The 25,257-nt window shown below is 43.7% G+C and carries 24 protein-coding genes; 14 read left to right on the top strand and 10 right to left on the bottom strand.

The genetic code is table 11. The annotated features are described in order from the left end of the window. Positions 1–78 precede the first annotated feature (78 nt). Entirely contained in the window at positions 79–987 is a 909-nt protein-coding gene (locus IEY13_RS29810; protein ID WP_188959432.1) for a hypothetical protein, read from the bottom strand. 395 nt (positions 988–1,382) lie between these two features. Between IEY13_RS29810 and IEY13_RS29815 the strand changes: the two genes are divergently transcribed. The 10 genes from IEY13_RS29815 to IEY13_RS29860 all read left to right on the top strand — a co-directional run bounded on the left by IEY13_RS29815 (position 1,383) and on the right by IEY13_RS29860 (position 11,455). Next, positions 1,383–1,652, top strand: coding sequence for a hypothetical protein (locus IEY13_RS29815; RefSeq protein ID WP_188959433.1), 270 nt, complete (start codon positions 1,383–1,385; stop codon positions 1,650–1,652). Positions 1,653–2,174: 522 nt separating this feature from the next. Continuing rightward, a complete protein-coding gene (locus tag IEY13_RS29820) occupies positions 2,175–3,038 on the top strand; it encodes an HmuY family protein (RefSeq protein WP_188959434.1) in 864 nt (287 codons plus the stop codon). Between the two features lie 47 nt (positions 3,039–3,085). Then, positions 3,086–4,240 (top strand): hypothetical protein, encoded by a 1,155-nt coding sequence (locus tag IEY13_RS29825; protein WP_188959435.1) that lies wholly within the window; start codon positions 3,086–3,088, stop codon positions 4,238–4,240. An 11-nt stretch (positions 4,241–4,251) separates the two neighbouring features. Further along, on the top strand, positions 4,252–5,274 hold the full coding sequence (locus IEY13_RS29830) for an SGBP N-terminal domain-containing protein (protein ID WP_188959436.1): 1,023 nt from the start codon (positions 4,252–4,254) through the stop codon (positions 5,272–5,274). 70 nt (positions 5,275–5,344) lie between these two features. Further along, on the top strand, positions 5,345–6,547 hold the full coding sequence (locus IEY13_RS29835; protein WP_188959437.1) for a hypothetical protein: 1,203 nt from the start codon (positions 5,345–5,347) through the stop codon (positions 6,545–6,547). 10 nt (positions 6,548–6,557) lie between these two features. Then, positions 6,558–8,930: a TonB-dependent receptor gene (locus IEY13_RS29840; protein WP_188959438.1), complete on the top strand. Its 2,373-nt coding sequence runs from the start codon at positions 6,558–6,560 to the stop codon at positions 8,928–8,930. Between the two features lie 292 nt (positions 8,931–9,222). Further along, entirely contained in the window at positions 9,223–9,660 is a 438-nt protein-coding gene (locus tag IEY13_RS29845) for a helix-turn-helix domain-containing protein (protein ID WP_188959439.1), read from the top strand. Between the two features lie 360 nt (positions 9,661–10,020). Further along, a complete protein-coding gene (locus IEY13_RS29850) occupies positions 10,021–10,419 on the top strand; it encodes a helix-turn-helix domain-containing protein (protein ID WP_188959440.1) in 399 nt (132 codons plus the stop codon). A 142-nt stretch (positions 10,420–10,561) separates the two neighbouring features. Beyond that, complete coding sequence (locus IEY13_RS29855; protein WP_188959441.1) at positions 10,562–11,035, top strand: MauE/DoxX family redox-associated membrane protein; 474 nt, start codon at positions 10,562–10,564, stop codon at positions 11,033–11,035. A gap of 84 nt (positions 11,036–11,119) precedes the next feature. After that, positions 11,120–11,455: a hypothetical protein gene (locus tag IEY13_RS29860; protein ID WP_188959442.1), complete on the top strand. Its 336-nt coding sequence runs from the start codon at positions 11,120–11,122 to the stop codon at positions 11,453–11,455. Between the two features lie 88 nt (positions 11,456–11,543). Here IEY13_RS29860 and IEY13_RS29865 read toward each other — a convergent pair whose 3' ends face one another. The 7 genes from IEY13_RS29865 to IEY13_RS29895 form a co-directional block, all read right to left on the bottom strand. Beyond that, a complete protein-coding gene (locus IEY13_RS29865) occupies positions 11,544–13,064 on the bottom strand; it encodes a peroxiredoxin family protein (RefSeq protein WP_188959443.1) in 1,521 nt (506 codons plus the stop codon). 16 nt (positions 13,065–13,080) lie between these two features. Then, positions 13,081–14,457 (bottom strand): RagB/SusD family nutrient uptake outer membrane protein, encoded by a 1,377-nt coding sequence (locus IEY13_RS29870; RefSeq protein ID WP_188959444.1) that lies wholly within the window; start codon positions 14,455–14,457, stop codon positions 13,081–13,083. Positions 14,458–14,466: 9 nt separating this feature from the next. Continuing rightward, positions 14,467–17,916: a SusC/RagA family TonB-linked outer membrane protein gene (locus IEY13_RS29875; RefSeq protein WP_188959445.1), complete on the bottom strand. Its 3,450-nt coding sequence runs from the start codon at positions 17,914–17,916 to the stop codon at positions 14,467–14,469. Between the two features lie 279 nt (positions 17,917–18,195). Continuing rightward, complete coding sequence (locus IEY13_RS29880; RefSeq protein ID WP_188959446.1) at positions 18,196–19,377, bottom strand: FecR family protein; 1,182 nt, start codon at positions 19,375–19,377, stop codon at positions 18,196–18,198. A gap of 68 nt (positions 19,378–19,445) precedes the next feature. Beyond that, positions 19,446–20,024 carry an RNA polymerase sigma factor gene (locus tag IEY13_RS29885; RefSeq protein ID WP_188959447.1) on the bottom strand — a complete coding sequence of 193 codons (579 nt, stop codon included), beginning with the start codon at positions 20,022–20,024 and terminating at the stop codon, positions 19,446–19,448. A gap of 164 nt (positions 20,025–20,188) precedes the next feature. Beyond that, the gene (locus tag IEY13_RS29890; protein WP_188959448.1) at positions 20,189–20,689 is read right to left on the bottom strand and encodes a hypothetical protein; all 501 of its coding nucleotides are present in this window, start codon (positions 20,687–20,689) and stop codon (positions 20,189–20,191) included. Positions 20,690–20,709: 20 nt separating this feature from the next. Next, positions 20,710–21,195: a hypothetical protein gene (locus IEY13_RS29895; protein WP_188959449.1), complete on the bottom strand. Its 486-nt coding sequence runs from the start codon at positions 21,193–21,195 to the stop codon at positions 20,710–20,712. A gap of 218 nt (positions 21,196–21,413) precedes the next feature. Between IEY13_RS29895 and IEY13_RS29900 the strand changes: the two genes are divergently transcribed. Next, on the top strand, positions 21,414–22,277 hold the full coding sequence (locus tag IEY13_RS29900; RefSeq protein ID WP_188959450.1) for a hypothetical protein: 864 nt from the start codon (positions 21,414–21,416) through the stop codon (positions 22,275–22,277). Between the two features lie 115 nt (positions 22,278–22,392). Then, on the top strand, positions 22,393–22,911 hold the full coding sequence (locus IEY13_RS29905; RefSeq protein ID WP_188959451.1) for an RDD family protein: 519 nt from the start codon (positions 22,393–22,395) through the stop codon (positions 22,909–22,911). Between the two features lie 31 nt (positions 22,912–22,942). Here IEY13_RS29905 and IEY13_RS29910 read toward each other — a convergent pair whose 3' ends face one another. Then, on the bottom strand, positions 22,943–23,203 hold the full coding sequence (locus tag IEY13_RS29910; protein WP_188959452.1) for a hypothetical protein: 261 nt from the start codon (positions 23,201–23,203) through the stop codon (positions 22,943–22,945). Positions 23,204–23,539: 336 nt separating this feature from the next. Continuing rightward, on the bottom strand, positions 23,540–23,713 hold the full coding sequence (locus IEY13_RS29915; RefSeq protein ID WP_188959453.1) for a hypothetical protein: 174 nt from the start codon (positions 23,711–23,713) through the stop codon (positions 23,540–23,542). Positions 23,714–23,885: 172 nt separating this feature from the next. On the opposite strand from IEY13_RS29915, the gene IEY13_RS29920 reads away from it, so the two are divergent. Next, complete coding sequence (locus tag IEY13_RS29920) at positions 23,886–24,776, top strand: hypothetical protein (protein WP_188959454.1); 891 nt, start codon at positions 23,886–23,888, stop codon at positions 24,774–24,776. Positions 24,777–24,865: 89 nt separating this feature from the next. Next, positions 24,866–25,225 carry a hypothetical protein gene (locus IEY13_RS29925; protein ID WP_188959455.1) on the top strand — a complete coding sequence of 120 codons (360 nt, stop codon included), beginning with the start codon at positions 24,866–24,868 and terminating at the stop codon, positions 25,223–25,225. Positions 25,226–25,257 lie beyond the last annotated feature (32 nt).

A 25,257-nucleotide genomic window follows, 5' to 3' on the forward strand; every position in this document is an offset into this window, starting at 1 on the left:
ATCTGGCGGGCAGTGTTAATGAGCGATATTTTAAGAGTTTTCTGAGCTGATACACATGGCTATTGCTGTGCTAAGGCATTACGATGCTTTAACCAATGTGTTATACCGGTCTAAAATATCTGTAAGCATTTGTTTAAAGGGGGGCAAACCCAGCTCTTCCGGGGTATGAAAGTTAAAGCAAAAATTACCGGCAGGAGCAGGAGCCTGCTTAAGGCGTTGATACCAGGGTGCAAGCGTTTGCTGCATTTGTGCAAGGCTGCTGCTTTTGCTCAGTAAATCGGTAACCGTATCTATAAAAAAGGTTATAAACACTTCTTCATAATATTCTTCTTTCAGCAGCAAATCAACAAACTTATCGTCAAAATCAGGATGGTCGCCTTCCGCCGCAATAAGTGTTACCATGTTAAATAGCATTACTTCATTATAGCGCAGCCGGTTACGGCTTACAACTGTATCGCGCTGTAGACGGCAGGCACGTACCACATTCATAGCCAGTAATTTTACATCGGTATGGTGCAGGGTTGCCAGCAGTGCGGCATATGTGTCCTTCCATAACCTGCGCGATCTTTGTATATAAGCAAATACCTCGCTTTGCGGCGCGGGCAGGTTGTTAAAATCCAGTGCCCATTTATCCTGTATGCAATTGATTACTTCTAACAGCCTGTCCAGTATAAAATCCAGCCATATGGCTGTACTCAGATCGTGTTTTTTTATGCGTTGCTTAAACTCAAACACTTCATTCATCTGTGCTCTTATAAAGCCAATATACTGGCAGGTATACAGTACAATATGTTCTGTACTGCTTTCGGCCGGTACAAGTTGGCTGTATTCGTTGTACAGCAAACTGCTTAATGTTTCTACTTTTTTTCGTGTGTAAATGGTGGTGCAAAGGTGGCGCTGACTGGTGTTATCGTTTACCAGTTGCTGTAACTGAGTTAAGGCGTTTATATCAAACAGCCATTCCTCCAGGCCCGAAACGTTTTCCATAATTGGGTCAGATTTAATGTAAAGTACGGTGTAACAATGCGGCTAAACAGAGGATAATGGATACAGGGGAACGCCTGTACCTTGAAAATAATATTTTTTTGACATACTCCGTATAAAAAACAGGATAATTAGTATGTGGTGAGACAAAAAACATAGGATGCTGTACGATTATAAGATTGTAATATACTACATAACAAAAAAGGCTATTTACCCTCAAAGCAGGGGTAAATGGTCGGATGTTATGATAAAAGCTTACAAATGTTCCGCCAATAGTTTAAAGTTGTTACATTGTTGCAATGCTTTTTTGCTAAGCTTGTTACGCGCAATTTTAATTGAGTACAGCGGTTAATACAGCTACATTCGTAGTATTATAAACCAGTAAATGCTATAGCCATATGAGTCAAAACATAACAACACCGGAAGCGCAGGTGCACCACCTGGCGCAGGAACTGGCGGGTTTAAAACAACTTATTACCAAGGGGTGTACCAGTTCCGATGCAGGGTTGGATGCTATTAAAAATGAACTGGCCTTGTTAAACGAAAAGCTGAATCATCTTTCGCAAAAAGCAGAAATGCTGGAGGGGATGTTGTGCGACAGGGTAGAGAATATCTCTTCCCGGCTGGAAACGCAGATAAAAAGCGTTAAATATTTTTCTGTTCATTAGCCATGCTGTAGTGCATGCTCCGGTATTGTATGAAAAACCATTTTTCAGTATTCAGTTAACGCATTTTTTGCCTGGCATTCTTCCGGGTAGCTGCTGCTTTAAAAGTCTTTGTCTGCTTTATACTGCAGTAGATATTATTTTTCGCGCGGTAACGAAATGCGGAAAACCTGCTATTAAAAGCCTGTTTATTATTGCATGAAATAAATTTATAACACCCCCGGCATGTGCTGCGTTTGTTTGAAAATTAGTAGTTTTTAGCTATGTTTTTCCAGTGCAAAACCACTATGTTTATTTTTTAGTCCTTTCTGCTAAACCGTTTATATAGGGCGTTTCAGCCTTTTGTTGTTTTCTTTTTTTCTCTTTTCGTAAATAGATGCGTGTGTTAATGCGCTAATCTTGCACTTCCATTTACTCCGCTTCAACTCCACTTATGGAGCCTTTTGTCAGGCAACATTCATTTAATATTTAAAACAGCGTATTGCTCTGTTAAAGGGTATGCGTATAAAATAAGTAAACCCGGTTATGGTTAAAACAGGGCGTATAAGGTATTGCGTAATAACATGCCTGGTAATAGTGGCTATGGTAGGCGGCTCTTGCGGCAAGGTGTACGATTTAAGTGGTGCTGACTGGCAGCCAGATGCGCCACCCAGCGATTCGGTTTTTAACCGTGAAATACAAGTATTAAACCTGGGTGCCAGACTACCTGCTGGTCATGTTCCGGCAGATGACGGCGATGCTATGTTTTTTAGCCTGGAAAAGTTTTCTTCTGTGGCTATTGGTTACAGAAGTACCGATAGATGGGATGTAGCTTTTAGTGGTAGTTTTCGCAGTACGCTATCTGCTAACAACGGCAGTAAAAGCGGGTTTGGTTATGGCACCTCGGCTGTGGGGGGAATGGTGGTACTGGAAAAGCGGTTTGATGAAGTAACGGAGATACCTGGCGACAGTCAATTTCAATATCCCGGAGAATCCGGACTGGACGATCAGGGGGCTTTCGGGGCACCGCTGGGACACATCTTTTATACTTTTGGCGGCAACCCTTTAAGGCCGGAAATAAATAAAAATCTTGAAAATCCAGATCCTGCTGTACAGGCAGAAGCCAATAAATACGTTCACCTGCTGTATTGCCTGTCTCAAACCATGGTAGATACTTTTAAAAACGTGCGTGTGTTACGGCCGCGCACCATCATATTTAAAACAGCAAAAGGCAATTTTGCAAAGCTGGAAACCCAAAGCCTTTATGATGGCGTTATGAATCCCCTGCAAATGAAGCGGGACCGCTCTGTTATAATGCCCGCTTATAGCTTCCGTTATGTGGTAGTGCCTGCCAGTGAGCGCCGGTTTGGATTTATGGTTACCCGGCCCCGGTTAACTGTTAAACTGTAAATGTTCCCTTCCCCATTATTTGCATACATCAAAAAATCAACGAGATAATGAAACTACACAAATGGCTTATGCAGGCTGTTGGCAGCCTTGCCCTGTTATGCCTTACAGGTCTTTTGCCCTCCTGTAAAAAAACAGAACTGGTGGCCTACAACCGTTTGCCTCAGAATACCATACTGGAGTATAAGGTTACCAACGCTGCAGACACTTTGCTGGGTGCTATTGACAATGTTAATAATACCATTACTGTATACGTGCCTTATTACCTTGGCATAGATTATCTGGTGCCCGACATTAAAATAGGCGAAAACGCAAAGTTGCTGAATGCGGCAGGCGAAGTTATTAACCTGGATGGTGGCGTGCCTCCCGTACCTGTTGATACTACCGGCTATAGTTATATAGTGGCAGGCGGCGACAGCGTAAAACGCAGATATAACCTTATTATACAAATAGCGCCCCATCCTGATAGTCTGAAGGCTGGCTATCAGCTAAACACAACCGGTGTTGATTATACTTCTGCATTGGAATGTCCGGTATTTGGCCGTATTGCTTTGTATGGAAATTTTGGTTCAACCAGCAATAACGCAACATTTACCCTTACCAACAAGGTTACGGGAAAGGTGTATGATAATGTGTTCAGCGTGTATGAGATTACACCGGGTAATAATTATTATACCATGATGTTGGATATTTCGCCCGATGCAGATAGCGGGTATTACAACGTTCAGCTGAAACATCAGGGCCGTACTGCCAGCCTGCCACCTGTTCATCTGGTATACAATAAGCCTAAAATCAATAATGTAAAGTCATTGTCTGCATATGCACCGGGCGATACGGTGGTATTTTCGGTAGTGGGCCGCAGTACTACACCTTCTCAAAACGGCGTATTGATAGGGTTGCAGAAAGTGTATATGAAATTTACCAAAACGGGCTTTAATTATGGCGGCTCTTATCCCGCCACATTTCCCGATACGTTGTTTGATAAACAGCTGGAAATGAAAATAATCAGCCAGTCACGTTCTGAAGTAAAAGTGTTGTTTCCTGATGTGCCCCAGGGGGCAGTGGGCGATTATGTATATGCGGGTTTTACTGTAACGCTTCCGGCTGTAGGCTTTTATTTCAATTTTAGTGATGAAACGGGCTGGGGCAGTAATAATCCACTGGCTACCACCGGCAGATACTTTACTATTAAACCCAAGAAATAACTTAACCAGCAATGAAACTTAAACATATAGTATATCTGCTTTCTCTTTGCTGTGCACTGGCATTGGTTACAACCCTGCCATCCTGCACTAAAACCAGTTACGATTACGAAAAAATGCCCTACAAAAACATTGAATCTTTTAAGTTAAAAGGTTATGCCAACGATTCACTTAACGCAGTTGTGCGGAATGGTGAAATTATAGTGTACTGGACGGGGGAAACTACTGCGCCTGCTACCATACGGCCTGTAATTGCTGTGTCTGCCGGAGCCTCCATTACGCCTGCTTCGGGTGTGGAAGTAGCTTTTAGCGATACTACCATCTATGCGGTAAAAGCAGAAGACGGTTCTATACAGGTATATCGTTTAAAGCCGGTTTTACATGTGCCTATACCGCGTGTATACGCTATATCGCCCAATACACTTCACCTGATAACCGACCCTGTTGTTTCTATTACGGGAGAGTATTTTTTATCGCGCGATACCTCTGATGTAAAAGTATATGCGCAACGTGTAAGCGATGGTTTTGAATTTGATCTTAATGTAGATTATACTGCTATTTCCAACACCTCTATAACAGCCCGCATACCGTTAAGCAATAAACAGGCAGACACAGGGCTGCATAAAATATGGGTGAAAATTGGCGACCGTGCATCTGAATCGAAGCAGGTACAGATACGCATGCCGCTGTTGTGGGCTTCGGGCGTAACAAAACTGTCTTTTAAAGAAGCTGGTGAACCGGTAGCACCGGGCGATAGCGTAACCATACAGCTGAAAGATATTTACAATGGCGATGTGTTGAAGTGGTATCGTAATGCGTTTACCAGAATACAGATTTTAAGTGTGGGTAGTTACTCGTTTTCCACCACGCAGTTTGTTGTGCGGGATGATTATTCTATCCGTTTTAAAACGCCTGACCAGCCAATGGATAATGCACCATGGGCAATAAACCTGTATTATAACGGAGCCTATTATTCCGAAGAGCAGTTTCAGGTGCTTTTACCTGCCAACCAATGGCCATCGTTTGCTATAAAATAATCAGGGTATTTATTCTGCTTTAAAGCCTGCACCTGTAAGGTGCGGGCTTTAAAGCTAACAAGTAAGCATTATGCGTGTAACAATTTTTGCAGGGCTGGCATTTTTTACAGTGGTTAGCGCGTGTTATAAGCGCGAAGAAAGTGTAGTAAGCTATACAGATGGGCACAGTACAGTAATTTATAACCTGCCGGGCGACACGCTGGCTTCCGATGGCTGGGATAGTACGTATGAAAAAGGAGATACCTATATGCGGCAGCATTACTACAATGCTTCGTGGACCGATTCTATACGTATTTTACCCTGGGGTAATGAGAAGATAAACGCAGCAGCGCGCGTAGATGCCAGCAGCGAAGATGCTATTGTATGGCTGGCACCGGCAGCAGCACATCCTGCAGGTGTTGCAAACAATAGCGCTTATACCAATACGGCAGATGGCAACAACTACATTTTTAGAAGTGGTGTCTGGTACCAGATGAATGCATCGGTTTATAACCCGGCAAATGATGGTAAATTTATCAACTGGCAGGGCTACGCAAAGCTGCCGCCTGCCAGCCCGGTTGTGGATGATACGTATTGCGACAGCGACAATCAGCGCGTATATATATACAACGGAAAAGCGTGGACGTTGCTGATGAATAATGTTAACTACCGCAGCAATATCAATTTTATAAGCGTGCAGTACAGCCGTAGCGGCAAAGAAACCGGCAGGTTTAACATGTTTTTGTTTCGCTTTGCCGACAGTAGCCAGCAGATTATCCGCGATGCGGCGGATAGTGCACGTTATCTGAAAAACGGCCAATGGGATCTTGCTTTTACCGAAAACTTTAATGGCCTGCTTTGGTTGAATAACGCTTTGTACGCTAAAAACCCAGGCTTTGGAGGTCCGCTTACCAAAACCGCGGTGGTTATGTACCTGTATGGGTATGAGTTTATGAATGAAGCGCCACCCGATAGTGTATTTGATGCGGTGCCGGCAGGTAATATGCAAATGGGCTTTTCCAGCGAGTATGGCAGTGGTGTTAACGCCTGGTATGAATACAGTACAGCCACACACCTGGCGCAGCCTTTTCCTTACCGGGCCTATTACCTGCGCTTGCAGCAGACAGACCCCGTTACAGGTGTTACCAGTTATTTGTACGGAAAGCTACAGATGATAAGTATGTATAAAGGTGCACCCGAAGTGGTTACAGATATCAACTGGCCATCGCCCTACTTTACCTTCCGCTATTTTATACAGAAAAACGGAAGCCGCAATTTGAAAACAAAGGATTAAGCCCCAAAGCATGAAGCAGATTTGTAAAAGAATATGGTTGTTATTGGTACTGTGTTTAATTGCCGGGGTGCAGCTGTATGCCCAGCAGTCAGTTTTGCAGGGCACCATTACAGATGAAGCGGGCAATGCACTGGCAGGTGTTACTGTAGTGCTTACGCCTGCAGGTAAAACAATGGTTACCAATGAAAAGGGGGCATACCGTTTTGCAGGCATAACACCTGGTATGGTAACCGTTACTGCAACTATTGTAGGTCATAAACCCTGGAAAGAAACCTTCAGGCTTACGGCTAAACCACATACGCGCAATATAAGCATGCAGACAAACCTTAACAGTCTGGCAAAGGTAGAAGTGCAGGGGCATAGGGCCAATGCTAATGCTGAATCGCTTATTAAGATAGAAAACAGTATTATGCCCGTAACTATTATAGATAGGCGTACTATTGAACTGATGGGAAGCCGTCGGTTAGATGATGTGCTGAAAGAACAAACGGGCGTAGCCATTGTGAACGACATTTCCGGCGGCTCGCGCAGCGTAGGTGTTCAGATGCAGGGCTTTGGCAGCGAATACATTATGGTGCTGATTGACGGGCAGCCGATGATAGGCCGCAACAGCGGCAATTTTGATTTGTCGCGTATTAGTGTATCTAACATAGAACGTGTGGAAATAACCAGGGGAGCAGCTTCTAACCTGTATGGTGGGGATGCGCTGGGGGGCACCATCAACATCATAACCAAACACACCGTGGCCGATCCGCAGGCAATGGCCTCTGTTGCTTACGGCAGCAATGAAACTGTTGATATATCTGCAGAGGGTGAAACGCCGCTGTTTCATAAAAAAGGCAGCATTGCTTTAAATACCAATTACTATCATACCGGCGGTTTTAATACCAATACCGGCAGCATTAAAGGTACAACAGCACCGCCTTACGATAACTATGCGGGGCAGGGCCGTTTCAGATACCGTTTTAACGACAATAATCTACTTTCCATTAGCGGCCGCTATGGCCTACGCCGCAGTTTTATGACCAAAGATTTTGGTGCCAGCTACATTACCAAAGACGTACTGAATGAAAAAGACCTGAACTTTTCTGCGGCCTTCGACCATCGTTTTAATAAACAATGGCGCAGTATGACGCGCTATTATTTTACCCGCTATAAGGCCGATATGAGTGTGGCGCTTACGCAGGGGGATAGTGTTAGCCAGACAGTATTCAGCCAAACGCTACACCGGTTAGAGCAGCAACTTTCTTACACCATTAATAAAAAGCTGGATGTAGTTGCTGGTACCGGCGGCAGTATAGAACATATTGACCAAAGTATACTTAGCAATGTAAACGACATTAAAGCTTATTTCGCCTATGCCCAGGCTAACTGGCGTGTATTGCCAAAGCTGGAGTTTACGCTGGGGTTGCGGTACGATCATATAGTAGCATATGGCTGGCGGTTAGACCCCAGTATGGCGCTGCAATATAAAATTGGCCCTACGCTTAGTATTAAGGCGGCTTATGGTACAGGCTTTAAAGCGCCGGATATGAAAAAGCTATATCAGGTGTTTTACAATCCTTCTTACAATTACATGGTAGTGGGCAGTGCCGTATTACGCAGTATTGTAAACCAGATGATGCAGGCGGGGCAGATAAGTAAATACGAGCTGGAACCGGTGTATAATGAAGTAAAAGGAAAGCCCCTGGAGGCCGAAATGAGTAAATCTTTTAATCTGAGCCTGGTATGGGAAACACCCGATCAGCGGCTGAGGGCAGAGGGTAGTGCATTTTACCACGATATTACCAACCAGATTAACAGCGTACTTATAGGCACAGATATCAATAGCCGCGCACTGTATTCGTACCGTAACAATGCTAAAGCATATTATAAAGGGCTGGACTTTGCTTTTAGTTACTCACCCATTGCGGCGCTTAAAATAAGCGGGGGCTACCAGTATTTAATTGCCAAGGACAAAACGGTGGAAAATGAAATAAGAAAAGGGGGAAAGTATTTTGAACCCCTGTTCGATCCCGAAACCGGTTACGTAAACTATGCCCCTACCAGTAAAGACTACTGGGGCATAGAAAACCGATCGCGCCACATGTTTAACGCCCGTGTGTTTTATACTTACAGGCCCTGGAACCTGAGCGCCAACATACGGGTAAACTATCGGGGTATGTACCCGTTCAGCGATAAAAATAACAATGGCTATATTGACCGGTTTGATACGTTTGTAAAAGGCTACTACCTGCTGAATGCGGGTGTGGAAAAGAAGCTGTTTAAACGCAGCTTATCGCTGAGATTGAATGCCGAAAACCTGTTGGATTTTATCGACTTTAAAGTGCCTTCGCAGCCTGGGCGTATATTTTTTGTTGGTGTGGCGTATAATTTAATGTAGTTTTTTAGTGCAGGCATAACTATACAGCAGCTGAGGCTGGCACGCCTGGGGCGATTGTTAAGGATGGTATAACACCGGGCAGCATAACGTTTTAATATGCTGCCCGGATTTTACATAGCTATTGTGTTTTAGCTTTTAGAATTTCTATAGTGTTACCTTTTAAAACAATAAAATACAAGGGTTGTGGGTATAAACCTGTAGATAAAAAACACATTTGTACGGGTTATTTTTATGCCCCGGTTACTTGTAGCTGCTAATGTGGTGTTTTACATTTGTTGTAATACTCCACTCTATGAGCACGCAAAAAATACATGAAGGCCGGAACCTGAAACGTATCAGGGAAATTTTAGGCGTTAAGCAGGAAACGCTCGCCATCCAGCTGGGCCAGGGATGGAATCAGCAAAAAATATCTCTTCTGGAAACCAGACCGGTTATTCCTCCGCTTAAGCTTGCCAGAATAACTAAATTAATGGGTATAACACCAGAGGCTGTCAGGTATTTTAGTGATGAGGTGTCTAATGAAATTATCAAAAATGTACTTGCCGGCTGCCAACCCGTTATTGCCAGTATTGCCACCACACCCGATGGTACTTTTAATGCGTTTGAAAAAATGATTCAGTTGTATGAGTGCCGCATTATCCTGTATGAACGTATGGTTAAAGAACGTGATGAACTGCTGGAAAAGGTAGCTGGCGATAAGCTTATAAAAGCAGCTTTAAACGCTGCCTAACCAGCATAAGTAACGCTGAAAGGTACGGCCTGTAGCTATTGGTAGTTACAGGCCTTTTTTATGTGTAGTTGTTTTGGCCAACCGAAGGGGAACAAAAGCAGAAATATCAGGGAACATTCAGGAACTTATAAAGCGCTGCTGCATGTTATACAACAGTAAAGTTAGTATATAATATATCGGGTCTTTTGGGGGTACTTAAGTGTGTATTTTGATTTTATTTTATGGGGGGTGTTTACTACATTCGGCTTCGTCTTAAACTGTACCTCTTCTAAACGTTTAACCGGTATTACACGGTTGCCATACCTGCCTGAAAGCTGAATGAGTAAGTAGTTAATTATAAGATTTAAACATCTGGTAATTATGAAGAACAGCACCTATAAAAAAGCCGATTTAGAGAAAATAAAGTCTCTGAAAAACTTATTGACACAGAATTTTAAACATCCGGCCAACGTAGAATTGTTGTCGCGGGCTATTCAAATGAACGACCATAAAATGCAGGAGTTATTTAAAGTTGAAACAGGGTGTACTATTTATCGTTTTCATTTTATAGAGCGGATGAAAGAGGCCTGCCGTTTATTAATAGATACTGATGAGTTGCTGAAAAATATATCCGGAATGGTAGGGTATAAAAACGCTACCTCTTTTATTAATGCTTTTAAAGATGTATATGGGGTAACTCCGGACGAATACAGGAAAGATCCGGTTAATCATATGTATTGTAAGGTTGAAAAGGTAGCAGGTACTATAAGTAATAACTAAGAGGAGCCTTTTTACTAAACTTTTTTACCCTTTTGCTTACTTTAAGAAGCTTGGGGAAGGAAAAAAACAATTGCAATTTTACGCAACAGGGGTGTGGCATAACCGCACCATATATACCGTTTTTACAAAGGAAGTCAGATTTATGTTTGAGAGAACCAGTACCAGGCTAAACAGTTTGTTGGTAGAACTGATTAGTGGCCTGTTAATTTTATTATTTACGTATGCTGCCATAACCAAGGTGGCAGCTTTTAGCACAACCCTTCATGAAATTAATAACCAGGTGCTTCCCAACTGGATGACGCCTTACCTGGCTGTAGCTATTCCCGCAGCAGAGCTTCTGATTGTAGCGGGGTTGCTTACCCGCAGGTATAAATTGGTTGCTTTGTACGCTTCTCTGGTGTTAATGGCGGTATTTACGGTATATATAGGGCTGGCTTTACTAAATGTATATAGCCGCATGCCGTGCAGTTGCGGAGGGGTGCTTAAAAATATGGGCTGGCGTACACACTTTGTTTTCAATTTGTTTTATGTAGCTATTACACTGGTTGCCATAAAAGCCGTACAAAAAATACAAGCTGCGGAAGCACCAGCAGTGCAGATACATCTGGCTGATTAACAAATTCTTCTATAGATATTCTGGTTGGCACCGGCTCACATGCCAGCCGGTTGCTCTTAACCGTGAGCGCAAAACCTTTAATGTATGAATAAAGTAAAATGGGTATTTCTGGCTGCAGCGCTTATTGCGGGGGCAGCAAGTGCATTTTCTGCCGCTAAAAAGCGGGATTCTGTTGTGTACGGTATACGTAGCTTTCAGTCCAATACCCCCAGCCCGGGTATTACCACCTATCATGTAACAAATACCAGTGCTGTTGATTATGGTTGCAGCGGAGCAACGCAAACCTGTACAGGCGTGTTTCCTAATTTAAATACTACCAGTATTCGTGTAGTTGAAGGGGCAGCTCCTAATTATACTATAACTACAGCACCCGCCAACTTTAGTATACTGGAAATAGGTGCTTTTGAAATTCAGGATTAATTACCAGGGGCTATTTGTTATTTATGCTAATAAGGAGTTTGCAGGCAGACTCCTTATTAGTTGCTGCAATGGCATGGGCAGGTGAGGGTTACTGCTGCGTTGCCTTTGCTTTTTCAATAAAAGTGGTTAATCCGCTAATACCTTTAAACCGCAGGTCGCTGCTTTTGCTGGTAATAATTTTTCCTGTTTTGCTTATCAGATAAGGGCGTGGGTATACTGTTACATCGTAATCCTTAATTACCGGGTGTGTTAGCCCATTTTCGCCTGTATTCAGGTTTACACACCAGGGAGAGGTGTAGTTGCCGGAGTTAATTTCTTTTAACCAGTCGGCCCGGCTGTCTATATTAATACTGATGAATACCACATTACTATCCGTACGGTACTTTTCTTCTGTTGGTGCCAGTATCTCTTTGTAGTATTTGCTGCAAGCGCTACAGCCTATAAACCAGAAATCAATAAAAACTGTTTTACCTCTGAATCTGTGCAGGCTTATCAGGTTGCCTGTGGTATCTGCCAACTGAAAATCCCTGGCGGTAAAACCTGTACTGGTTTGCATAAACCTGTTTACAAGCTGCAGGCAGTACGCGTTTTTCATCTGTTGCGTTATCTGCCGTATAGCTGCAGGCTGTGCAATTTTTGAAGAAGCAGGTATATAAAACGCAATAATCTGATCTGCCAGTTGTTCCTTATACTGTTGCTTTATCTGTTGTATGGTGCGGCTTAGTAAAGGGGGCTTATACGTACCAGCGTTATATCGGTTATTATATACCTGGCTGTAGTACATGGCTTGCCAGTGGCTGTACCAGGGCGATATTGTTTTTTGCCTGTTGTTACTGCAGTATTGGTCTGTTTTTTTGCGTATAATCTGGTAGCTGCTTAATGCCTTATTAAAAAAGCCGGTATAGCTATGCCAGGAGGCGGCTGATATCTGATAAAAATACAATCGTTCACATTCCAGCATAGCCGCTATATCGGTAAGTATCTGTGTGTATATAGCAGTAGGTATTAAGCTTTTACAGGTAAGTAAATAGCGGTGTACGGTAGCTAATGCGGAATCTGCATGTTGGTTGCGGCTGAATAGTCCATTGGTATCAACACTTAGCAGGCTGCCACCGGCTTGCTGCAATAGTTGATCTGCCCGGTAGCGGCAGCTGTATTTAACTGCACCAGGGCCGGCAAAAGTTACTTTATACTTATGCAGCTGTTGCAATGGGGCGTAATAAGTAAATCCTATCTGCGTATCGTTTTCTTCTTTCGCGGTAGGTTGCAATAAAATAGTAACGCTGTCGTTCTGCTGCACCAGATAATCGGCAAACAAATAAACCGGGGTGCCTTTTGAAGTGGTTTGCTGGTGAATGCTGAAATAACAGTAATCGGCCGGAAGCTGAATGGCAAAGGTGCAGCTGTTGCGTTTTATCTGGGCAGTATATTGCGTGTCTGGCGCTTCTTTACAAATTCCATTGCGGTAGAGCGATAAGTATACAGGCGTGCCTGCAGGCGTAGCGGGCAATACTAATGTAATGCTGGCCTGCATAGTATTGATAACGGGCATGCGCCCGTATACTGCTGTATTCAACAGCAGAAAAATAAATAAACCCAATTGTTTCATAGCGGTACGCTGGTATTTAATCTCTCTCGTTCTGGGGTAGGGGGTTGTGTTGTAGTTCTTCCTGCGGTATAGGGTATGTATAGTTATTGCTGTTAGGCAGCAGTAAGTACTCCCTGCCCGCTACCACCCGCCGTAGCGTAACGGCCTGTGTTGTTTCCTGGTTCAGGCGTCTTAAATCTGCCCACCGCAGGCCTCTCAGTGCCAGTTCTTTTTTGCGTTCGGCCAATACATAGCGCAGTGCTTCTGCCTGGGTAGCGGGTTTATACGGTATATAAGTATTCCGGGTATGGCGTTTAATAAGCAGGCTATCCATGTCTTTCATGGCAGCTTCTGTATTATTTAACCTTACCAGGCACTCAGCTCTGTTTAAATACATTTCATCTGTAAAAGGGCCATTGCCTATAGCAGAGAGGCCGCTGTATTGTCCTCTGTAATAATAAGTGCCGGCAGAGGCATTTCGGGCAAAAAAGGCCGTTTTGCGTATATCGTTTGTTGCGTAAGATTTATATAAAGTAGAATCAACAATAAGCGTGCTTCCCGTAAGCAGGTTGTAATGCTGCTGGGTGGCGGCGTACAGTACTTCTACAAAATCATTAGGGGCGGCAAAAGCAGCAAAAGCACGCGCTGTACCGGTTATGGTAAGGTTATTATAATCGTACAGGGTGGCGTTTATATGTAAGGCAGCGTCTGCAAAAGCTTTCGCCTGCTCATAGTTTTGCATGGTAAGGTATATCCTGGATAACATGGCATAGCAAGCCTGCTGCGAGGGGCGGTTTCTGGTTAAAGCGGTGGCAGGCAAAAGTGCAGCTGCCTGGTTAAGATCGCTTATAATCTGCTCAAACACCTGTTTTACGGTGCTGCGTGGTGTACGTTCCGATAACAGGGCGTTCAGCCGTAAGGGTATACCTGCATCTGTGGCGGCGCTGGCAGGCTTATAAGGCTTGCCAAAAATTTCTTCCAGGTGGTAATGTAAATAAGCACGTATAAAAAGAGCGTGACCTGCTACCCGGTTCTTTGCTTCTTCTTCCCTTGCGTTGGCAGCGGTAATATTGCTTACCCCTTCCAGCGCTACATTGGCGGTATATATATACTGGTACTTTGTCCATTCAGGGATAATGATGCCCTGAAAAGGGTCTTTTTGCCAGGTATATTCATTTCTTATATCTGCGGTTTGTGCATTAAAAGTTTGATCGGTAATATAAAATTCATCTGCTGCAATAGTTCCCAGGCTGGCGGGTGATATGGCAGTAATCATGGTACTGGCATCAAGTATCTGCTGATATTCATCAATGCTTCCGGGTACTGCCAGCTTAATATCCGGCTTTTCTTCCAGGTATTTTTTGCACGAAGTGCCTGTGATGAGTATAAAGATAAGTACGAGTAGCTGTTTCATATGGCAGGTTTAAAAGGTAGCTTTTATACCAAAAGAAAATTGTTTGGGAGGCCGGGTAAATGCTTGTGTTGCCAGATATTCAGGGTCAAGCCCCGCTTTGTTGGCAGTCCACAACAGCCCCATGTTGCTGGCTATTACATATATGTTCAGTTGTTGAAAAACAGACGAAATAGCTTTTTGTGAAAAGCTGTAACTAAGCCTTATGTCCTGTAGCCTTATCAGATCGGCCTTTTCTTTCAATACAGAAGAGTATTGATAAAACATATCGCGGTTAATATTTAACGGGTACGCAAAAGAAGGTACGTTGGTATGTGCTTCATCGCCGGCATGCTGCCAGCGGTTTGCATATTCGCCATGTCCCAGGTTGCCTTTATTAACCAGGGTACTGTAGTTGATAGCGGGCCTTTTAAACACATGCCCCAGCTTATATACGATATTGAAGGAAAACTCCAGGCCTGCTATAGTAACTGTGTTAATAATATTGCCAAAATACGGCGCACGATACCGGCCCATGTACTTAAGATCACTTATTTTGCCTGAGTTGAGTAGCTGATTATAGTTATTGGATTTTTCGCCATTTAATATGCCCAGCGGATCGCCTGTTTTACCATCCAGACCTGCAAACTCCAATGCGAAATAAGATATTACCGGGTAGCCTTCCATGGCCCTTTCGCCGCCTAAAAAAGGTATCAGCGTGTTTGTCTGGTTTTGATAGCTGCTTATTGTATCTGTGTTATAGCTGAATTGAAACAGGGTTGACCAGCTTATTTTTCCAGTGATATTGCGGGTATTTACTACTATATCCCAACCTGATCCTTTCAGGTTGGCTACGTTGGTTTTGTAAGAGGATTGTCCGGAAGAGGGGGGCAGGTAATCGGTGCCCATTAAGTCTTTTCCTCTTTTTACATAGTATTCAACACTGCCTGAAATAATGTTGCGGGCAGAAGAAAAGTCTATACCAAAGTTGGCCATGCTGGTGTTTTCCCAACGCAAATCAGGGTTGGGTACGTTGTTTATGGCTACAGTTGGCTGCTGCCATCTGTTAAGGCCCCTGTAAAAGGTGGTAAGCAGCGCGGCAACAGATTTGTCTACATTGCCCTGGTAACCAAATGTGCCACGGGCTTTGAGGTAGGGTAGCCAGTTAATGCTATAAAATTTTTCTTTACTTACTTCCCAGCTAAAGCCTGCTGACCATAAGGGGCTCCATTTATTATTGGTAGTAACACCAAATTGGTTAGAGCCATCTTTTCGTACGCTGGCGCTGAGGGCGTATTTGCCCTGAATGGTATAGGCGGCATTGGCATATATAGATACATTTTTTTCTGCAAGCCCGGTAATGTTGCGTTGGGTGCTAACGTTCTGATAAATACCGGAGGGCAGTGTAGCATAAGTGTTTATAAGATCCACCGGAGTATTGGTACCAAGGCTTTTGTCGTAGCCAAAAACAACGTCTGCTATGCCGTTTGTTCTGGTTTCTCTTATTTCTGCACCCGCAATGGCGCTTAGCTGATGGCCGGCAGTGGTTGCAAAATTAAATCCCAGTTGCCCGCGAACGTTGTGCGCGTTATAGTTCTGGTAATTGTACTCTAAAATGCCGCCACGCGGTATAGCATAAGTTACCTGGCCGGTAGCGTAATTAATGGATGAATAAGTGTTGATGAGGTTGCGTGTAAAATAGCTTTGTTCAGGCCGGTATACATCGGTACTTCTGTTGCCGTTTTCATAAAGATATTTAACAGAAAAATCTATACCTGGTATTACCTTATACTTTGCATCTATTCCCAGGCGAAGTGTTTTAGTAACATTGTTATTGTCTTTGTATTGCAGTTCGTTTAGTGGATAATACTGCCAGTTCAGCAGTTTGCCACTACCTATTGTATCCAGGTATGCCTGGCGTAACTGGGCCACTGGCAGGGCATTGCCATTTTCATCTGCCAGGCGCATGTATGGGTATTGAAGCTGTACGTTATCTGTGTTACCCTGGCTGTTTGCGTGTGCATACCAGATACTGCTATTAATGGTAAGCCGGTTTTTTAGCAGTAGAAAGGTATTATTGCCATCTACTGTAATGCGGTTATAATTATTATTAACACGGCTGCCCATGTTTTTATCGTAGCCTACCGACATAAAATAATGCTGGTTAGTGCTGCCCCCGCTAATGCCTACAGAATACTGCTGTGTAACAGAGCGTTGATACAGGTATTGATTATACTGATCCCGTGCATCGGTTGTTTTTAAATTGTTGATAATACGGGCAGAATCCTGGCTGGTAATGGTACCTGCCGCGGCCTGCAAAAACGTTTCTACTGCCGGGGTAAGGGCAGGCATGGCAGGGTTATCTATAAGTGCCTGGTAATAGCCTTGCTGATATAAAAAGGCTTCCAGGTTTATATAATCTTCCGGGGTTAAGGAGGGCATAAGGTGCATGTTGGGCCTGCCAGCCACGGTTAAATTGCTGGTAAAAGATACACGCGTGGGTTGGTTTAAGCGCCCTTTTTTAGAGGTAATAACAATTACACCATTACCGGAACGTGCCCCCCATATAGAAGCAGCAGCAGCATCTTTTAATATGGTAATATCTTCGATATCGTTGGGGTTGATGGATTTAAGATCGCCATCGAAAGGGAAGTTGTCGAATATAATCAGCGGGGCTGAGTTAGCGCTGATGGTGCTTACGCCTCTGATGGAAATATAGGTATTTCTGCTGCCAAAGTCGTCTGCACTGCTCAGTACTTCCACACCACTGGCAAGTCCTTGTATTCTGTTTAAAATATCAGTGGTAGCGGTGCGGTTAAGTAGTTTGTTATCTACATGTACATAAGAGCCTGTTACCCTTTCTTTAGGTATGTATTGATAGCCGGTTTTAAAACTTACGCTAACGGAATCCAGTTCGGTTACTTTTAACTGTGTTACAATGGTAAGTTCATTTCTTTTGCCCGGTCTTACTTCGCGCGCTAATATGTGAATGCCGGTTACCTGCAATACATCCTGCTCCTTAATATCGGGTAGTGTAAAACGCCCCTGGTCGTTAGTGGTAACATACCGGGCGGTGCCTTTTACGTAAACGGTTGCCATTACGGGCGCCCCCTGTTCGTCTGTAACCTGGCCTTGTATAGTTTGTGCCGTATCGGGCTGCGGTTCATTCTGAAGGTTATGGGGCACATTTTTATCCCGGATAATAATGTACCCGCTTTCCAGTTCGTAATCCAGATAGGGTTGTTTTAACGCCATATCCAGTACCTGTTTTAACGGAGCATCTTTAACATTCAGTGTTACAGGCCGGGAGTGTTTAAGTGATGCCATGTTATAAATAAAGGGTACACCGGTTTCTTTTTTAAGCAGGGTAAGAAAGTCCTTTACAGGCATGTTTTTTACCTGAAGGGTAACCCGGGGTTGGGCATAACATGGCAAACGCATGCCCAGTACGGCAAGAATAATCAGGAGTACGGTCAATCTCATATCCGGAATATTTGGTTAAGGCGCGCGGTATATAACCAGCATTTTTTGCCTTTACCTGTAGTAAGATAAGTGCAAAAAAGGGTATTACCCGCTAAGGATTTACTATTTTATTTTATAACGGTTATTACCCTGTGGGGCAGGTACAATGCATAGGTGCCACAGTAAAACCTGAAAGGTGGTTCAGGTAGTATGGCATGCGGTTGCCGGGTAGTAAACTATGCCCCGGGGCATTCAGTAGAATAATTGGATATGATATTGAAAATCAGATAAATGGTGTTGCTACAGCGGCATAACCACCATCTTCCTGTTTTCTATAGTAAAATGTACATTCAGCTTTTTGAGTACTTCCAGCGTTTCAGCAAGGCTTTGGTTGCGTGGAAAACTGCCGTTTAATACAATATCGGGAATCCCTTTTTTATATGTTACGGTTAAGTTATACCAACGTGCCAGTTGTGCAAGCGCTGCATTAACCGGTAACTCATTAAAAACAAACATATTATTGGTCCAGCCTGCAGCATCTGTGGTGTCCACCTCTGCTACGTGTATCTGTCCGTTGGGTTGTAGGGTAGCCTGCTGGCCGGGCTGTAGTGTTTTGCCGGCATCAGTTGCACTGCCGTTTGCCTGCACTTTTACGCGGCCGCTCAACAGCGTAGTAACCTGTGGTTCAGCTTTATAGGCACTGATAGTAAAGCGGGTGCCCAGCACCGTAACATTTGCACCACCTGCTTTTACCTGAAAAGGCTGGCTTTTATTGGTGGCAATATCAAAGTAAGCTTCTCCTTCCAGCTCCACCTCGCGGGTGGCGCCGGTAAAAGCTGTTGGAAATCTGAGCCATGAACCGGCATTTAACCGAACGGAGCTGCCATCAGGCAGCTCCATTTTAAATTCCCCCCCGTTGGGAACGGTTAAAGTGTTTAATGTAGCATCAGCGATTCCAATTCGGGTATCCCGTTTTTTTATAGTAAGTAATCCCGTTTGCGACAAATGGATAAATGCCTGGTTTTCCTGTGCAATCAATGCAGTTTTCTCAGCATCCAGTACAATAGTATTACCGTTAAACAGGGTAAGTGTTGCCTTGCTGCTGCCGGGTGTTACAGTAGTATCTGTAATACCTGCCGTAGCGGTGTTGCCTGTTTTACCGGTGTTGTTTTTTGTATAATAGTAAATACCTGCAGAGCTTACCAGCAGTATTAATGCTGCTGCTATGCCGGCGGCAGGCCACATGTTGCGTTTAATAGAAACAGAAGGGGACGTAGCGGGCAATTGCAACTGACGACTGATAGCAGTAAAGTTTTCACTGCGTGTAAGCGCTTCCTGCTGCGGATGGGGAGAGAAAACTGCCAGTACAGTAGCATCGTTTTGCTGAAACCATTGTTCCAGCTGTTCTTTTTCTGCTTCTGTGGCAATACCCTTCAGGTAGTTATCCTGTGCCTGTAATATATGTTCCGGTACGGTTATCATTCCTTCTGATTATATAGAGTAGAAAAAAGAAAAAAGGGAGTACAAGGAGCGTAAATTTTTTTATTTTTTTAGAAAAAGGGAAAGATAAACAGTAGCAATGGCTGTATGTTTTTGCGTAGACTGGCAATGGCTCTTTGTAAATGTGTTTTTACCGTAAGGGGCGAAATTTCTAAAGCACTGGCTATCTCTTTAATTTTCAATCCCTCTTCCCGGTGCAGCTTAAAAATAAGTTGCCCTTTGTGGGGCAGTTCGTTTTGTGCAGCTGTTACATTTTTAAGCAGCGTGCGGTAATCGTACACTGCTTCCGGGCAATCGGCAGAGGTATGCGGGGCATCAATAACAGTAATATCTTCTACCCAGGTAATTTTACGGCCCTCTTTTAACCGGGCATAAATCATGTACCGGATAGCAGTACCCAGATAATTTTTTATAGTAGTGGATTGAATTTCAATACGGTGTCTGCTTTTCCATAAGCTTACAAACACATCCTGCATAATATCCTGCGCATCATCCCAGTTTCTGGTTTTACGCCAGGCTATTTCAAGCAGTATTTTCCAGTACCTGTTATACAGTTCTGTAAAAGCTGAAGCATCGTTTTCCGATCGAACCCTGTTCCACAAATCTTTATCAGTCAGCTGATTGTTCATATAGCCGGGAAATTTCTCTGAAAAGCTGATTTGGTAGTAACAGCCTGTCTTTTGTTAAGCTGAAACAATCACTGTTACTCAGGTAAAAATAACGGATTGCGTGATATATTACTTAACAATTGCAGAAATAAAATGTCACATTTTTCAGAGGAATTCCATCGATGTTACGCCAGCTTTAAAGCCAGTACCCGCATACTGTAATAAGCATCGTTAAATTTTATTTTTTCTGATGCTTTAATAATAAACGCCTCTGCCCATAACTCGGCGGGCGATTCAACAAAAGTATAGTGGTGAAAAGTAACGCCTGTGTTAGACAGTAGCTTGTGAATGGCGGCATCTTCCATTACTATATGTATTACTTCCAGGCCTTTGCGTATCATATCGCCCGATGGTCTGGCGCGTTTTTGCAGATCCTGAAAATTTTTAAAGGGGTACATATCTACCGTCATATATTCCAGAAACGCAGCTGCAATATTATCTGCAGTGGCACTTACCATACCCTTACATCGGTCGGCCAATGTTAAAGGCATATCAAATCTGTTAGCGGCAAAAGTGGTGGTTAACACCAGGCCCAGAAAGTCCTGCGGGCTACCACGCCATTGGTAGGGTTGGGCAATTGTTTGGTCAAGCAAAAGGCGGCGTTCATGGCTTTGAATCGTTATCATAAGGCTTCGGTTTGCGCTGGTTAGCCCAGCTTCATGGCTAATACAATTTTACTGAACAGAATATTATCAAAACGGATATAGCGTGCTGTTTTGCTGATAAAAGCATCGGCCCATTGAAGCAAGGTTTCTTCGGTAGCCGGATGCCGGGGCATATGTATAACAGATGCGGGCAGGCAGTTATCAGCAATATCAGCGGTAGCAGGGGAGGGCATAGCAGTGTTGAAGTAACAGGCCCGTTGTTTTTGCAGGTCTGAAAAATCTTTATAAGGGGCCAGATTTACATCAATTACTTCCATAAAAGCACGGGCCATGTTATCTACCGTAGCAGGTTTCAAACCCTGTGCTTTTTCTGCGCTGGTCAGCGGCAGATTGTTGGGGTTGGCAGCATATGTAGATACATGTACCAGATCCAGAAAGTCTTCAGGTGTAGCAGTCCATACCAGCGGTACGGCCAGCAAATCGTTTATGGCTGTGTGCTCTCGTTCCTGTTCATAAGCGCTTTTCATAAAAGCCTAAGAGTTTTAGTTTATACAATACAATGCGCAGACTGCCCTTACGGAAGGTCCGGGTTGATTCATATAAAATATTGGAAGTTGTTTATAAGGATAGTGGAGCTTAGTAAAAATACAAAAAAACAAACAGAGTATAAATTTCCCCAAAAAAAATATTTGATAGAAAACGGGTGGCAACTGATCTTAGCAGCCGGTTTACACCCTAACTCTTTATGTTTAAATACTTATACCGGGCTGTTTGCCTTTTTGCAGTAGTTTTTTATTCTTGTAATACGGCTGATTCCCGCCGCAAAACTTCGCAGGCAGGTGAGGGTATTGAACAATACGCCTTATTTATTTCTGCAGTGGATACCACAAACGTAAAATCGGTATCCACAGCTACTGCACAATACCGGAAATTGTTTTTTAGCGCGCGTAAAGATAGCTGTGACGCTGCCTTTATGCTGTTTGAAGGCTGCTGGCAGTTTCATGCGCAGCGGCTTACCCGTCTGGTGCGGCAGGATACTGCTTTGTATGCCAGGCTGGTGGCGTTAGATGAGTACGGTACACAGGTAGAAGCTACAGGAGCATTAAAACAGTTTAATGATCAGCTGCAGGAAAACGGCTACCGGGTGGTACTTATTAACGACGTGCTTACGGTGGAACGGAACTGGAATTTTGCGGTTGCCCGCTTTTCGCGTTTTGTTACTGCTGAAATGACGGAATATATGAACCAGAAAAGCCGGGAGAATGCAGAACGCTACCGGCAGCGCATAATGATAAAGCCGGCGCCGGAAAAAATGATTGACGGCCTGGTATGGCGCGAAAAATTTAACGAACGGTATACGGGCACTTTACTGCGTAATACTATTAAAGAGGAGCAACGTGTATTACTGTCGGAACTGATTATAAACAGAACCGATGCTGCCTGGTTTTCTGCCGCCTGCAACTGGCTGGAAAAGCAATATGCAGGCACTGCCACGCATAAAATAATAGCCCCTTATTACAGAGCCATTCAACAGCATAATACCCAGATGGCAGAGGCCCTGCTGGACCGTTATTACAAGCAGGGGTATATTACTGCTGCGCGCTTATAGTGAATAAGTTAGAGTGTAATAAGCAGGTTATTAACGTCCTTAATCCAAGGGGGGTAAAACGGGTGTTGCGAAAGCGCAGGATGTAGTAATTTTTCATCTTCAAATCTCACCCTGAATGACCTACCGATCCATCCCTACGGCAGTAAGATTAAAGGCAATGCTGGTTGATCATTTTCTGATGTGTTGCATCACTGTTTTGTTTGGTATTCCCCTTATTGTATATGCGATTATTGAGCCTTTAAGCAGGGTGCATTTCGATCCGGAGAATTATAAAAAGCTTACTTACCTGGTATTGTTTGGCAGCTCTCTGTTTTTTTGTAAAGACAGCCTGAATGGCCAGAGTTTTGCCAAACGCAAGTTTCGTTTAAAAGTAATTGATGTAAATACGGGCAATGCGGCTTCTCCGTTGCAGTGTTTTGTGCGCAACGTGTTTTGTTTACTGCTGCCGTTTGAGCTGCTGTTTTCTTACGAAAATGTACACAGACGTATAGGGGATAAAATAGCGGGTACAGAACTGATAAGAGAGAAGCTGAATGCAGATGCCCCTAAAGTTCGTTACTGGCAGGCGGCTGTTTGTGTAAGCATTTCATTCGCTTTTCATTTAGGTATATTCCTGCTGATAGACATTATTTAAAATAAACGGCCACCAGCAGGAATGCCGGTGGCTATTGTAATTCCTTCCGGATAAAACCTTCTATCATATCGCAACCCAGAAACATGGGTTTATCTACAATATTGATAGTAATAACATTGCCTGCCACGGTATAATTACCTTCCACTGCACCTACAGGCGTTTTAACCGTAAATACACCATTGCCATCGTTACCGGTAAATGTGCCGCCTGCAGTGGTAATGCGGCTTTGAAACTTCTGCACCAGCGCAGCTGCTTCTTCTGAAAAATTTAAATCGAAACTACATTTTGCCATAGCTGTATATTTTAGGCTTTGCATTGATTAGCGTTATGTCAAACATAAGCTTTTCGGAAACACAACCTCTTCATATTGTATTTTTCCTGCCTTTCCGGGTGCTCTTTGCAGGTTGGGCAGTCGTAACAGCGCTGCTACCAGTTCGGGCACTGTTACCTGGCTTATATAACGTCCGGTACACAAGTGTGGTTCATGCCCAAAATGCATAAATTCCATCTTAGGGGTGGGATATATATGGTTAGGATTTGCTACCACTTCGCCATTATAGCAGAAAGGGATGAGCTGAAGGGCAGGGCGTTTCAATTCCGCAAACGCCTGGGTGTTGTAACGGTAGTGTTAGGAATTAGCGGGGGCAGATTGTAAAATCGTTTTACCGGCAGCAGCCTGCCTTACCTGTTTCAGTTCTGAATAGTGTTTTTTCAGTACAGAAAAGGGTTCATTGCTTTTAATGGCCTGTTGGTACCGGAGTTCCATAGTGTTAAGCAGTAACGTAATATCTGTATGTAACATGCAGGCGTTCATTGTTTATTTCAGTAGTTTTCTCTCTTATATTATAAAAGAGTAGCATCAAAAGAAATATACGTATGCCCGGGAAGGATTTTTTTTCGGCCAACCCCTTATATTATGCAGGTGTGTATAACTGAAAAGCGCCTAAATTGCAACTTTAGAATTCAACCCCGTTATGACCCAACGATTTACACTAATAGCAGTAAGCCTGTTTATATTACTGGGTGCCACCGCCCAGACTGAAGCTGAAGAAACGCCTCTTGATTATTACTCCGCCATTACCCGTATGCTGGTTTTATATGGTGATATGAAATACGATTCTGCCCTTACCGTATTTAAGCAGGCAGCCGCTTTTAAAGAGCACGTAACGGCCACCGATTATTATTATGGTGCTGCCTGCGCTGCCCTTACGCACCAGCCGGTGCTGGCCATGAACCATTTGCGCGAAAGTGTAAAAAAAGGTTGGCTGGATACCCTGCGCCTGCAGGATGATAACGCTTTTGACAGCCTCCGGACCACCCGCGCCTGGAAACCTTTGATGGCCGATATAAGAGGGAACTATAAAAAGTTGCTGGAACTGTTTAAAGGCGTAAAAGGCAAAAACCTGTACGATCTGGTACCTTATACAGATGGGGATAGCTGGGGATGGGCCGACAGAAAAACAGGTACCCCCCTTACAGCGGCCAGTTTTGAATACACCCGTTTTGCCGGCGACAAAGGCATTGCTTTTATGTATAATGATGGTGCTTTTTATTACCTGAATAACAAATTTACCGTGTACACCCCCGAACAGTCTGCTGATGCAGAACTGGCACCGGAAGCGCGTACCGAAAAAGCGATGGCTGCTTTTGAAGCGGTGAACAATAACCGCTACACCCTGGTAAAAGAAGAGAAAGGCGTAAACGTAAAAAGCGGCAAAACAGGCGAACTGGTGTTTAAGCACGACTACGAAAGCATTGATGATATTGCAGAGGTGAATGGGAATGTGTTTTTTATGGTTTCTGCCAACGGAATGCGTTTTTATGTGGATGAAAGGGGGAAAGAGTTTGTTAAACGTCCTTCATAGGCGGGGTGCATCCCTTATATAAGCGGGGTGGCCGGCTTTACCCGGGGCCAAATTAGCTTTACTTTTGACCATACCTAAATAGCTATCTCATGAAAATGTTGCTCAGGTTGGTTGGTGTAATGGTTTTAGCCGCTGTGGTATTCAGCTGTAGTTCTTCCAGAAATATCGGCGATAGAAAATTATTATCGGGCGAGTGGTTAACCATAGCGCCGGATGATGCGCCCAACGTTACCATTGAAGAAAATAACAAGCTGTTTTTGCTGATGAGTACTGAAGAGGAAAGCGATACCCTGCGTTTTAATTATAAGCTGAAGGGCAAAAAGCTGACTTTGCTGATGGATGAAAAGGTGGTGAGTGTGAGTGAACTGAAAAAACTGACTGCGGACTCACTGGTATACAAACGCAAGCGTGATAATGAGGTATTCAGCTATAAGCGCAAAGTAAAATAATACATACAGTACATAATTGTTAACAAAGGCCG

The sequence above is a fragment of the Filimonas zeae genome, from assembly GCF_014641615.1.
GTDB lineage: Bacteria > Bacteroidota > Bacteroidia > Chitinophagales > Chitinophagaceae > Filimonas > Filimonas zeae.